Source organism: Sulfurimonas sp., from assembly GCF_029027585.1.
Classification (GTDB): Bacteria; Campylobacterota; Campylobacteria; order Campylobacterales; family Sulfurimonadaceae; genus Sulfurimonas.
Map to the genome: position 1 here is coordinate 1 of NZ_CP093397.1, position 14,322 is coordinate 14,322.

A 14,322-nucleotide genomic window follows, 5' to 3' on the forward strand; every position below is an offset into this window, starting at 1 on the left:
TATACTTAATAGACTCTCCTGTTGTAAGAGTAGCATACTGATATGTCCTCACTCCTAAAGAGTGAGAACTTAAAAGTGGATTTTCAACCATTGAAATATATCTTTATCTCTAAAATAATCTACGATAAATATTCCTTTCATTTTTATGTCTATCCATTTCAAGAACTACACTATGTTTGTCATATAGTGCTGCATAATTTATTGCTAATGCTGGTACCATTGATGGAATGTTTGTTAACATATTAAATGGCATAGAACCTCCATTAGTAATAAAGAAAGAATCATGTAATTTTGCGAAAGAATTCACTCCTGGAAGCCAACTTAACATTTTCATAAATTCTGATTTATCAGAAGCAATGTGCTCATTAGCAAACTCAACAAGTTTATATTCTGACTTAGTGTCTCCACTTAATCCCATCTGATTAGGGCCATCTTTTCTGAATGTAGTATCTTTACCTACCGAACTATTATAAAGATATCTAGCACTTGCAGTGGCAATACCCATCTTAAATCCATCAGCAAATTTACCACCATTTATCTTAGAGTTTATTCCTCCGACAGCACCTTTAGCTACAACCCTTCCCAATTGAGCCATATTAGACATTTCTCCAGCTTTACTTAGACCAGCATAGTATCCACCAACAGCACCACCTATTGCACCAGTCAAGGCACCGGTCAAGGCACCTTTCCATGTTCCTGTAATTATTGCCCCGGAGGCAAAACCTGCTACTGCCCCTGCAGCCATTGAAGCACCAATCCCTGTACCAAACCAGCCAGCCCAAAGAGCAGCTACCGCTGGAGCAGCTGTGCCTAAAGTAACCACAGTAATTACTATTGCAACAATAACAGCAACTATTACCCTCCAATTTTTCTTAACAAAGTTAACAACCTTCTTAAAAAATTTAGCAATAGACCCAAAGAAAAACCCACTAGGATCAACATACTTAAGCGGATTGTTCTTAACATAAGAGTATCTGTTATAACTCTGCGTATCATATGGTGCTTGTATGTATGGGTCAGCACTTAGAAACTTTCCTATTACTGGGTCATAAACTCTTCCATTCATGTGTATAAGGTTGAACTCGCTTATGTGTTCGTGTCCTGTAAATCCTCTTTTTGTGATGGCGTTAGCATCATCTACTTGATTTATCCAATCACCTACTATTCTCTCGCCAAAAGGTTTGTAAGCCAGTCTTTGTATAACTTCACCTGACTCATTTGTAACTGTGTCTGTAGAATTAAGTGCACCTTTATGTAAGTATCTTACACTTGGTACAAGCAATTCTCCATCATCTTCTTCTACATTTATAGCTACAAGATTACCGCCTGCGTATATGAAGTTTTTGTATCTTACTTTTGCATTTATTATCTCTTTTTCAAAGAGTTTTCCTGCGTAGTATGTTGTATCTCCATCTAAAGTCTTCTTGTATCTTGCTCTGTTTGGAGCGTAGAAGAAGTTTGTCTTGTGGTTTGAGTCTTCTATTTGTGTAGGTTTGTTATAAGAACTGTATGTTATGGTCGTGTCATTTTTTCTAACGGCATTACCATTTGCATCGTACTCATAAGTGTTAGAACCCGCAGCTACAACTTGATGAGCTTTTTGGTAAGCATAAGAGCCTAGGTCTGATTTACTTAACATATTTCCTATAGAGTCATACGCATAAAGTATCTCTGTTGAAAAACTATCTCCTGTTATATTTGCAGAGCTAACTCTGTTTAGAGCATCATAAGTAAACGAAGAAGTAATATTTTGTTTTGCATCTACGCGTGAGAGAACATTATTCATATCATCAAAGGTATATGAGATATCTCTTATATCATTATCACCGTTATAGCCTGTAGTGATATAGTTTAGATGTCCATTCGCTTTGTTGTACTCTTTTTTCGTAATAAGACCATTTCCGATAATATCACTTATAACTCTACCAAACTCATCAGCCTTTAAGACCTTGTAGAAGTAGTTATAGTTTTTATCATCTAACATATCAAAGTATGTTGTGCTTGAAAGTGTCTCTATTTTATTTACGGCATCTATATGTTTAGTCTTATAGTTTACAACCTTTTGAGAAAGACCCTGTGCTGCCACTAAAAGAGACCGTGTTTGAGCAATATGAGAGTTAATCATATCTTTTTCTTGTTGCAGATAAGCAGCTTCTAGTGAGCCATTTACAAGTATTCCATCTACGGAAGTGATGGCGTTGTTTAGATTTACAAGTGCCATATCTATGTAGAAACGGGTTTGTGCTCTAAACTTAGATGCTACAAACTCATAGAAGTTAGCATCTTTAAACTTACTAGCCATTTTGAGAAAGTAATTTACTCTGTTTAGTGCTTTTATGGACTCATCTTGTGCATCATTTGAAGATGTCTTTAAAAGCAGAGCTGTTTGTATGGAGAGAGCTGCTGTCTCTTTTAGCTGTGTTTTTAGACTCTCATCTGTTATATCGTTTGCCAAAGCTAAAAAGAGATTTCCTTTTGCACTCTGTTTCTCTGCTTGATTAGAGTAGTTTACCGCTTCACTTGCAAACTGCATCGAGACATTTAAGCTATCTTCTATAGCATTTTTTATCTCATCGTATGAGTAGAGATTACTAGTAACTTTTGGAGATTTTACAGCTTGTAGGTAACCTTGCTTATTATATTCGTTGATAGAAGTAAAACCATCAGGACTGATAGTCTTCTCTAATTTACCTTCACTATTGTAAACATAAGAAGTATTAAATACATTAGCATCTATAAACTCTTTTATATTTTGTAGTCTTCCAAAGTTATCGTAGTAAAACTCCTTCCTATAGTCAGCGTTTTGGACATAAGAGAGTTTTCCTATACCTTTTACACTTCTGTCATAAGTCCAAGTTGTCTCACCCTCAGCTTCTACTCTTTTTACCATACGACCAAGCAGGTCATAAGTCATAGTAGAGAATTGACCTTTTGCATCTGTCTGTTTTATAAGTTTACCAAGAGCGTTATACTCATAAGACCAGATACCCATATCCGGATCATTCATACCTATTTTATTTCCAAATAAATCATAAGTAAGAGTAATTACATTACCTTTAGAGTCTGTAGTTTGTACTAACTTTCCAAAAGCATCATACTTATAGTCTATAAAAGAATTACCCTCTATGACTTTTAGCTTTTTACCTATGATATTATTTTTAGTAGTTTTTGCTTGAGTATTAGCTTTTGTAGTTGTAACATCAAGACCGCTATAAACTACTGTGTTTTGGATTCTGTTTCCTGTTGCTCCTGGTCTGTCAGTAGATGTAACTCTTCCAAGTGCATCATATGTATTGTAGATGTATACAGAAGCATCTATTTCATAGTGAGGAGTTGTATATTTTACTACTCTGCCTAAAGCATCGTAGAAAGTATCTTCATAGATTTTTGAACCATCAAAGCCTACTTTTATAGTTCTTATCTTTTTACCAGCTTTGTTAAAGTAGGCAATAGACTCAGGTGAACCTGTACTCTTTTTAGTAACTCTAAACATACTGTTTGCTATTGAGTTATCCCAAGCATTGGACCAAATAGTAGATGAGCCATCAGCTCTTAACTCTTGAACTTTTTTACCCATAGCGTCATAACTAAAGCTTGTACTTAAACTATTTGGACCAGTTATTTTTATAAGCTGGTTATTTATATCGTACTCTCTATTTTCACTATGTCCCAAAGAGTTGATAATCTTGATAATATTTTTACCCTGTGCATCATAAAGATACTTTGTACTTCTAGCTTCTATATCTGTACCACTTACTGTCTCTAGTATTTTATTACCTGAAGTGTCATACTGATATGATTTTACAAGTTGTTTCGCACTGGCTGGTTCTATAACCTCTGAGCTAAGAGTTCCTTTCTCTACATCATAGATAAAAGCAGATGTCTTCTCAACAGTTGAGCCATCAGCATGAACATGTGTCACTTTTGCACTAGTCAGACGAGATAGTATCCATTTTGACTCATCGTTTGTGTAGACATTCTGAGTAATGATTGAGTAGTTCTCAGCGTCGTTCTTTGTTGTAGTTTTAATGTTTAGGATATTGCCGTACTTATCAAAGTTTGAGTTTATAGTCTCATGTGTGAGTAGGTAAGCTCCGTTGATATCGTTCTTTATCTGAGTATTTCCTGTTATCTCTAAGTTTAAGATAGCTGGATTACTGAAGTAGCTTTGCTGTTGAATACTACTACTCTCACTAGAGAGTTTTGTGCTTTCTCCTAGATATGACTCACTGTTTTTTGAGATTCCAACAAATGGGAAGGTTTGATGATACTCTGTAATGGTTTTAGTATTTGAAATATCATTAAAAGTTTCTATTTTTGAAAATCCAAGAGAACCTCTCTCTCTATGAACTTTAAATCCTTCATACTTAAATGTAGTAGTATTAAACCCACCAACTGCATCTGCAACTTTAAAAGATTTTACTATACTCATAGGAGATGCTTTAATATCAAGCTCTGGAAGTTCTGCATCTTCTAAAGCTGTATAAATCTCAGCATCTCTAAGAGTTGAATATTCTATTTGCAAGTCTTGGTCTTTTGAGTTGTTTACTGAAATGATTTTTGCTTTTTTGGTTTGGTTTATCTGTACCCAGTATCCATATTGACTTGTTGTATAATTGTAGTGGTGAACTCTATCTGGTAATCCATCTCCATTTACATCTAAAAAAGTACTATATGTTATAAGTCCACCTATCCAGTTTTGTCTATACTCCAAAGGATTACTAGCATTTTGCCCCCAATTCTCCATCTCACCAAAACTACTACCTGTATTTATTTGTACCCAGTATCCATATTGACTTGTTGTATAATTGTAGTGGTGAACTCTATCTGGTAAACCATCTCCATTTACATCTAAAAAGCTACTTAATGTACCTGAAGCATCTGAATAAGTTAGTCTATATTGTTCATTATATGTTGCATTCTGTCCCCAATTCTGCATCTCACCAAAACTACTTCCAGAATTTATCTGTACCCAATATCCACGCTGACCAATTGTATAATTATTGTGGTGTACTCTATCTGGTAAGCCATCTCCATTTACATCTAAAAAGCTACTTAATGTACCTGAAGCATCTGACCATGTTTGGTTATATTGACTAGTATGCGTAGAACCTCCCCAATCTTCCATTGGACCAAAACTATGACCAGTATTTAATTGCACCCAGTATGCATATTTACCTGTAAAATAATTATGATGGTGTACTCTATCTGGTAAACCATCTCCATTTACATCTAAAAAGCTACTTAATGTACCTGAAGCATCTGACCATGTTTGGTTATATTGACTAGTATGCGTAGAACCTCCCCAATCTTCCATTGGACCAAAACTATGACCAGTATTTAATTGCACCCAGTATGCATATTTACCTGTAAAATAATTATGATGGTGTACTCTATCTGGTAAACCATCTCCATTTACATCTAAAAAGCTACTTAATGTACCTGAAGCATCTGACCATGTTTGGTTATATTGACTAGTATGCGTAGAACCTCCCCAATCTTCCATTGGACCAAAACTATGACCAGTATTTAATTGCACCCAGTATGCATATTTACCTGTAAAATAATTATAATGATGTACTCTATCTGGTAAACCATCTCCATTTACATCTAAGAAACTACTGTGTGAACCATTTGTACCAGTCCAAGTTGGTCTATACTGGGCATTGTCTGTCGCATTCTGTCCCCAGTTCTCCATCTCTCCAAAACTATGACCTGTATTTATCTGTACCCAATAACCATATTGACTTGTTGCAGTATTATAATAATGAACTTTATCAGGTAATCCATCTCCATTTAAATCTATGAAGCTACTCATCGCACTACCATCTGATAATGAATATGTTGTTCTATAAAAAAGATTATCAGTAGAATTCTGCCCCCAATTCTCCATCTCACCAAATTTACTTAAAGTTTCTTCCCACCCAAACACAACAGGCTCCAAACACTCACCATTAGCACACTCAGTTATATTTGTTATTCTTGAAAAGTTATTACTGTATTCATAGTTCAGCTCATAAGAAGATACTTCTTTATTTGCTGTGTTGATTGAGATTTTTTTTACTCGTTTATCTATATTTGTCGTAACCCCTCTAGTTGAGAGTTTCTTTTTATCATCTCTATCTTCATATATAAAGTCTATAGTGTTGTTTGAGTACTTTATCTGTTTTATATATCTGTGATTATTACCAGATGCGTAGATAAAGTCTATATCATTATCGTATCTATCAGAGATTTTACTTATCTTGTAAAAAACCTCTCCATCATTTGAGTCTGCTGTATTTCCATACTCATGTATGAGTCCATCTTTAGACCATACCTTCCAAGAAGTTTTAGTTTTAACTATCTTGCTATGGTTGTTTATCTCAGTTTTATATTCACTGTTCTCACTTCCATACTCTTGTGCAGTATCTACTAAAAGTAGCTTTTGTCCATCAAGGCAATAGTTGTAATTTCGTGAACTATCTGCCTTTTCATCAAACAATGATTCATTACACTTAGTAATGCTACTAAGACCTGAAATAGAAAAACCAACACCAAAGATGGAGTTGCCACTGTTTGAAGAGTTGTAGTTTAGTCTCAGTGAGGGTTGAAGACCTGAAACTCCTTTAGGAGTTATGACCTCCACATCGTAAGTAAAACTACCTTGTGCAACATCTGCACTACCTTTAGTCGCTCCAACAATAGCATAAGCATTGATGGATAAAAACAGTAGTGTTAAAAGTATATGTTTAAATTTCATCACTAACTCCTAATTCAAATTATTATTGATTTGTTCTATTACTTTTGTAATATCATTAATTGAGGCTTGATAAGCTACTAATTCTACATCTACTTCTTTCTCAGTTGAAGGAGTTGTCTTTTTACTTTTAGAAGCTGTAGTTTTATTTGTTTGTTGCGAAGCTTCAGTAGATGTTTTATTTGTCTGTGATGAACCACCATAAGAACCTGTAGCACCACCATAATTACTTGTAATACCTTCTTGTGCTAGTTCAAGTCTTTTATTGGTCTCTTTTACTCCTTTTTGAACCTGTTTTGAACTAGGCTGTACTTGAACTGTGTCAAAGTCATAATTACTATCTTGCAGAGCATTAAATTCAAACTCCTGTGTGATTGGATTATTAGGATATTTTTCATTATAATCCTTTATCATCTGCATACTTTTTTGTGTACTATTACGAAGTTCCACAAGAGAAGCATTTAGCTTTACTTTTTCAAAGTTATTTCTTCTTTGCTGTTGCATAAGTAGTTCTTTAGAACTAATATATTGATACTTTGGCTTTATAGCAGCGATATCTACGCCTTTAGCTACATTTGTTGTCACATTAACCGGTGATTCTTTTTTGTAGAGTTGATAAGAAGCAACTGAAACAGCTACTACTAAAACACCTACTACACCTTGATAAATTCGTTCATTCATCTATTTTCCCTTAGCATAAATTTAAAGCTAATTTATTTAATAATATTAGTTTTAGAGTCTAAGGTATGATTTTATTAAAAAAGTATTCAATTAGTCCATTATGAGAATATGTATCAAGTATATTCATATGATATGCTACGAAAAGAAACAAATATTATAAAAAGTTAAAAATAAAGTTTTAGTTTTTAAAAATTATTATCCTCAGTATAAGCTGAGAATAATAAGGGGAAAAAAGTTAATTTATTTTAGTAGAGATTTTGCTATACTTCTAGCAGCTTCCCGTCCATCATAAGCAGCTGTTACAACTAAGTCTGCACCTCTATAACAATCACCGCCAGCATAGATGCCAGAAGTAGTTGTTTCATGAGTTTCTTCATTTATAATCACTCCTCCCCAACTATTTGTTTCGATGCCATTTTCTGCTAAAAAAGCAGGTATTTCTGGATTAAAACCTAAAGACATGATAACTATATCAGCTTGAATTCTTGTTTCACTTCCCTTTAGCTCTTCTATTCTTTGACGACCACTTTCATCTTTTACACCAAGAGTTGTTTTAACTACTTCCACGGCAATTACATTAGATTTTTCATCTAAAACTATCTCTTTTGGAGATACAAAAAAAGTAAAATCAACACCCTCTTCCATAGCATTTTTATACTCTTTTTTACTTCCTGGCATGTTGTGTGCATCTCTACGATATAGACAGTTTACACTTCTTGCTTCTTCTCTTTTAGCAGTTCTAAGACAGTCCATAGCAGTATCTCCACCACCAATAACAACAACATTCAAGTCTTTAAAGTCAAACTTTTTATCATATGAAAGTTTAAAGTTTTTTCTCTGCATAGCAGTTAAATACTCCATAGCATCATATACAGCATCTGCTTTTTCTCCCAATAAAGAAGCACTCTTAGCCTTTGTAGCACCAACACCTATAAACATTGCATCATTAGAATTAGCTAACTCTTCAAAAGCTATATCTTTACCAACTTCACAATTTAAAACAAGCTTTAAACCTGCTTCTTTTAGTAATTTTACGCGTCGCTCTACTATTTTTTTATCAAGTTTAAAATTTGGAATACCATAAGTTAAAAGCCCACCTGCTCTATCACTTCTCTCATACATAGTTACAGCGATGCCAGAACGAAGTAGATATGTTGCAACAGAGAGTCCAGCAGGACCACTTCCTATAACAGCAACACTTTTACTAGTTGTGATTCCTGGAAATTCTGGCTTATACCCAGCCTTAAAACCCTCTTCTGTTATGTGAGTTTCAATAGAACCAATAGTAATAGCACCATGTCCATCATTTAAAGTACAATCTCCTTCACAAAGTTTATCATGAGGACAAACTCTTCCCATTACTTCAGGAAATGGCGAAGGCTCATTAGATAGTTTAAAAGCAAATTCTAAATCTTTTTGGGCAATAGATTTCAACCATTGAGGAATGTAGTTATGAAGTGGACATTTATTTAAACAAAATGGGTCACCACATTGGATACATCTTTCACTTTGAGTAGAAGCATCATCACGGTCAAATACTTCATAAATCTCACCAAAATCTTTTGTTCTTTCTACCACTAATCTTTTAGTTGGATTAAGTCTTTCAGTTGCTAAATATTCTCTCATTATTAATCTCCATTCTCTAAGTTTAAAGGTAATTTCGTTAAATTTTTAGGTTTAACAAGCCAAAAATTTCTTACTTCTACTCTGAAATTATCTATCAAATCTTTTGCTTTTTTACTCTCAGTTTCAACTACATAATCTTTAAGCAGTTTTTTGAGTAGATGTCTAGCATCTGCACCTTCATCTGTATCTATTCGGATAGCATCTACGAGTTCACGGTTTACATTTTCAACAAAACTATGGTCTGCGTCATACACAAAACTAATTCCGCCTGTCATACCAGCACCAAAGTTGATACCAGTACGACCAAGGATAAGTACAATACCGCCAGTCATATATTCACATGCGTTATCGCCTGTTCCTTCTACTATAGCAGTTGCTCCAGAGTTACGAACAGCAAATCTTTCTCCAACACTTCCAGAGATATAAAGTTTACCACCAGTAGCACCATAAAGACAAGTGTTACCACCTGCTCCAAAAATTTCACCCTCATTTTTAGAAGTAATTATGATTTTACCACCATGCATACCTTTACCGATATAGTCATTTGCAACACCCTCTAAGTGAATAGAAACACCAGGGATTAAAAAAGCTCCAAGTGCTTGACCTGCTATACCTTTTAGCTTAATCTTAATCGTATCTGCTTTTAGACCTTTATCACCATAGTATTGAGCAATTTCACCAGAAACTAAAGCTCCAAAACTTCTATGTATATTTTTTATCTCTCTATTTATGCGTATCGGGTGTTCTGGATGTTTTATAGCTGTCATAGCCTCTTTTAAAACATCTTTTTCAAAAGCATTATCATCAAAAGGGTGGTTAAATTTTTGCTGATGAGTATTTACACCTTTTTCTTTATGAAGTATAGAAGAAAAATCAAATTTTTTCACAAATTCATCATCTTTAGGAACTAATATATCAACTTGACCTATCAACTCTTCCATAGTAGAAAAACCTAGCTCAGCCATGATAGAGCGAACATCTTCGGCTAAAAGTGTAAAGTAATTTATAACTTGATCAACATGACCTTTAAAAAACTCTTCACGAAGTTTCTCATTTTGAGTAGCAATTCCTACTGAACATTTATTTACATGACAAATACGAAGCATTTTACAACCAACTATTGTTAAAACACCTGTACCAAAAGCATAAGATTCAGCACCTAAAAGAGCGGCTTTTACAACATCTAAGCCTGACTTTAAACCACCATCTGTTTGAAGCTCAACCAATCCACGCAGGTTATTAGCTTTTAAAGCATTATGCGCCTCACTTAAACCTATTTCCCATGGATTACCTGCAAACTTTATAGATGTGAGTGGAGCGGCACCTGTACCACCATCTCCACCAGAGATGATAATTTTATCTGCATAAGCTTTTGCAACACCAGCGGCAATAGTTCCAACGCCTATTGTTGAAACAAGTTTTACAGCTACTCTAGCCTTAGGATTTACTTGTTTGATGTCAAAAATAAGTTGTGATAAATCTTCAATAGAGTAAATATCATGATGCGGAGGAGGAGAAATAAGAGTAACTCCTGGAACTGTATTACGAAGTTTACCAATAAGTGGCGTTACTTTATGCCCTGGAAGTTGTCCACCTTCACCAGGTTTTGCACCTTGAGCAACTTTTATCTGAATTTCCTCAGCACTTCTAAGATATGCAGGCGTAACACCAAATCTACCAGATGCAACTTGTTTAATTTTTGAAACTCTCTCAGTCCCAAATCTATCTTTATCTTCTCCACCCTCACCAGAGTTTGATTGAGCACCTATTCTATTCATCGCTATTGCGATAGTTTCATGTGCCTCAGGACTTATTGAACCAAGACTCATAGCAGCAGATGCAAATCTTTTAAAGATTTTTTCTTTTGATTCTACTTCACTAATATCAATAGCTTTTTTAGGTGATTTTAAATCAAAAAAGTCACGAATAAATTTAAGCCCTCTGTTATTTATTAAATCAGTTAAAGCTTTAAAGTCTTCTTTTTTACCACTATTTGATACTTTATGAATTGCATGAATTACAGCAGGACCATAATCATGATGTTCTTGTTCATTATAAAATTTATAATAACCACCAATATTTAATGGAAAAATTTTCTTAAAGCCATCTTCTACAAAAGCTTCTTTATGGTATCTTGAAATTCTCTCATCAATATCTTTATAGTTAAGTCCGCCTAACTCTGAGTTTGAACTAAGGAAACAATCAATTACAATCTCATCATTTAAGCCTAATACATCAAAAAGACCAGCATTCCTATATGAAGCTATCGTTGCTATTCCCATTTTTGACATGATTTTTAAAAGACCACTATTAAGGGCTGCGTGAACTGATTTTATACCTTCACTACACTCCATTTTTAGAGCTCTTGAACTTTGAATCCTATCTACAACTGTTGCAAAAAGAAGATTTGGATAAATCGCACTTACACCATAACCAATAAGAACAGCCGCACTATGAGAGTCAATAACTTCACCTGTTACAGCAATCAGAGATGCTAAATGGCGAATTTTTTCTTTAATTAGTGCAAAGTTAATTCGTCCAATAACCATTGCCATAGGCATAACTTTAGTTTTTACATCAAAACCATAATCATCTAAGATGATAATTCTAGTGCCATCATTTTTAACTGAATCTATAACTTTTTTTACTAAAGTATCTAAAGAATCTTTTAAAGAAGTTGTATATGCAGTTGAGAAAACTGTATTGTGATAAAAAACTTGATAACGAGGTGACTTTTTATCTCCAAAAGATTTAAGAACATCTAGCTTTTCTAAGGTTATGATTGGAGAAATAGATTTAAGTCTATGCGCATGAGATGGAATTTCATCTAGCATATTGTGAATTTCACCAAAACCTGTATTTAAACTCATTACAACTTTTTCACGAATTGGGTCTATTGGTGGATTTGTAACTTGAGCAAACTTTTGTTTAAAATAATCTGTAAAATTTCTTTGTTTATTTGAGAATGCTGCAAGTGGAGTATCATCTCCCATACTTCCAACAGCTTCTTTAGAATCTATTATCATAGGTTCGATTACTTGCTCTACAACCTCTTGAGTAACATTAAAAAATCTTTGTCTTTTAATAAAATCATCTTTATCAAATTCACATTGAGTTTCATACTGAACTTCAACATGTTCTTGAAGATAAATCATATGCTCATTTAACCATTTCATATAAGGATTTGAGCTTTTTAAATAATCGTTTATCTCATCATTTTTAAGAAGTTTCCCAAATTTAAGGTCAAGTCCTAGCATCTCTCCTGATTGAAGTCGCCCTCTTTCTTTGATATCTTCTTCTGCGATATCAACAACACCGTACTCACTAGCTATAAGAAGGTTATTGTCTTTTGTAACTATATATTTTGATGGACGGAGTCCATTTCTATCTAATACACAGCCAATATAACGACCATCAGTTACAGAAAAAGCGGCAGGTCCGTCCCATGCTTCAAATACAGTTGAGTGATACTCATAAAAAGCACGAAGTTCTGGGTCCATGTGAGGAGCATTTTGCCAAGCAGATGGGATAACTCCACGAACTGCTTTAAAAAAGTCCATACCATTAACTATCAAAAATTCAAAAAAGTTATCAGCAGATGCACTATCGGATGAGTTTAGTTGTAAAATTGGAAGAATTCTATCTATCTCCTCTGGAGTAAAAACTTCACTTTTAATAGATTCAGATTTTATTTCTACATTTAAGCGATTTCCTTCAACTGAATTGATTTCTCCATTATGTGCAACTGCACGAAACGGTTGAGCCAATCTCCATTCTGGAAGTGTATTTGTTGAAAATCTTTGATGAAAGAGAGAAAAAGAGATTTTAAACTCTTCACTTTGAAGATCAGTATAAAACTCTTTAATATGCGTTGGCATAACAAGACCTTTATATGAAAGAACTTTTGAACTCATTGAAGATATATAAAAATCTCTATCTTTTATGAGTTTATGCTCTGTTTCTTTACGAGAAAGATACAAGAGGGCATCAAATCTATTTGTAGCCATAATAGAGTTTGGAGTGATAAAAAGCTGTATAATATTTGGTAAAGACTCCATAGCTTGAGCACCAAGAGCATCTGTATTTATGGGAACTTCACGAGTTAAAACTACTTTTAAATCATTGTTTGCACAAATATCTTCTAAAGTTTTTAAATGTTTTTTGTTTTTTGTAAAAACAGAAGCAATTGCAAATTGCTTAGGAAGTTCAACATCACTTTGCGATGCTACATTACGAAGAAAATCATATGGCATAGAAAGAAGCAAACCACTTCCATCGCCTGTTTTTCCATCTGCTGCAACCGCACCGCGATGCATCATTCTCTCTAGTGCTGTAACTGCATCATTTAAAACTTTATGAGAAGCTTTATTTTTGATATTGGCTACAAGTCCAAAACCACAGTTATCTTTAAATGATCTTAATAAATCATGATGTTTTGTCATAATCACTCCAAAATTTGTAAATTTACAACTAAATATTCTAAATTTAATCTCTTTTTAAAGATATTTAGTATATTTAGAATAAAGTGTTTGTATTGTATCGTTTAAAGGTTTAAAGAAGCATAATTATGTAAAAATTATCAAAATATAATTACAAATTGTGTATAAAAGAAGCTAAAAATGCAGGGTTACATCATAAATCTTAACAAAGTAAAAGATGAGGACTTAATAGTTACCATAATATCTAAGGGCAACTTAGATACTCTTTATAGGTTCTATGGAGCAAGACATGGAAGCATAAATATTGGATTTAAAATTGATTATGAAAAGGAAGGTTCTGCAAAATCAACTATTTCTAGGTTAAAAGATGTCATTCATATTGGCTTTAAATGGATAAATGACTATAAACTTTTAAAATTATGGCAAGATTTTTTAAAACTTTTTCACAAGCATCTCCAGGACTCAGAAGAAATAGGCGACTTTTACTTTGAACTTTTAGATAATGCTTCAGATATCTGGGGAACTCAAAATCCAAAAAGAGTAGCAATAGAATCTTATGTGAAATTATTAGAACATGAAGGACGACTTCACAAAGAGATGGAATGTTTTTTATGTTCTTTAGAGATACAAGATAATGAAATATCTGTTATTCGTGCTTTTTTACCAACACATACACAATGCTCACATACACTTGGTATAAATAAACTGGCATTACACGAACTATTTTTTAACAAATCATCTCTTTTTTTAAATGATAAAGAAGTTGATAGACTTTGGAATGTTTTGCTAGAGGGTTTATAAAAGGCTACCATCCCTTCCTATTATTACTTCCATGTT

5 protein-coding genes are annotated in these 14,322 nt (G+C 33.7%); 1 reads left to right on the forward strand and 4 read right to left on the reverse strand.

The window, feature by feature from the left end; translation table 11 throughout:
- Positions 1 to 109 precede the first annotated feature (109 nt).
- From MOV50_RS00005 to gltB, 4 genes are all read right to left on the reverse strand, one after another.
- Positions 110 to 6,742, reverse strand: a complete 6,633-nt coding sequence (locus MOV50_RS00005; RefSeq protein ID WP_321778400.1) for an RHS repeat-associated core domain-containing protein — start codon at positions 6,740 to 6,742, stop codon at positions 110 to 112.
- A gap of 9 nt (positions 6,743 to 6,751) precedes the next feature.
- Positions 6,752 to 7,420 (reverse strand): hypothetical protein, encoded by a 669-nt coding sequence (locus MOV50_RS00010; RefSeq protein ID WP_321778401.1) that lies wholly within the window; start codon positions 7,418 to 7,420, stop codon positions 6,752 to 6,754.
- Positions 7,421 to 7,660: 240 nt separating this feature from the next.
- A complete protein-coding gene (locus tag MOV50_RS00015; RefSeq protein WP_321778402.1) occupies positions 7,661 to 9,046 on the reverse strand; it encodes a glutamate synthase subunit beta in 1,386 nt (461 codons plus the stop codon).
- Positions 9,047 to 9,048: 2 nt separating this feature from the next.
- The gene (gene gltB / locus MOV50_RS00020; protein WP_321778403.1) at positions 9,049 to 13,488 is read right to left on the reverse strand and encodes a glutamate synthase large subunit; all 4,440 of its coding nucleotides are present in this window, start codon (positions 13,486 to 13,488) and stop codon (positions 9,049 to 9,051) included.
- 177 nt (positions 13,489 to 13,665) lie between these two features.
- Between gltB and recO the strand changes: the two genes are divergently transcribed.
- A complete protein-coding gene (recO, locus tag MOV50_RS00025) occupies positions 13,666 to 14,286 on the forward strand; it encodes a recombination protein RecO (protein ID WP_321778404.1) in 621 nt (206 codons plus the stop codon).
- The last annotated feature ends 36 nt before the right edge of the window (positions 14,287 to 14,322 follow it).

Bases quoted from the DNA above. Each gene is read 5' to 3' on its own strand.
- MOV50_RS00005 (WP_321778400.1), bottom strand. From the start codon at position 6,742: ATGAAATTTAAACATATACTTTTAACACTACTGTTTTTATCCATCAAT.
- MOV50_RS00010 (WP_321778401.1), bottom strand. From the start codon at position 7,420: ATGAATGAACGAATTTATCAAGGTGTAGTAGGTGTTTTAGTAGTAGCT.
- MOV50_RS00015 (WP_321778402.1), bottom strand. From the start codon at position 9,046: ATGAGAGAATATTTAGCAACTGAAAGACTTAATCCAACTAAAAGATTA.
- gltB (WP_321778403.1), bottom strand. From the start codon at position 13,488: ATGACAAAACATCATGATTTATTAAGATCATTTAAAGATAACTGTGGT.
- recO (WP_321778404.1), top strand. From the start codon at position 13,666: ATGCAGGGTTACATCATAAATCTTAACAAAGTAAAAGATGAGGACTTA.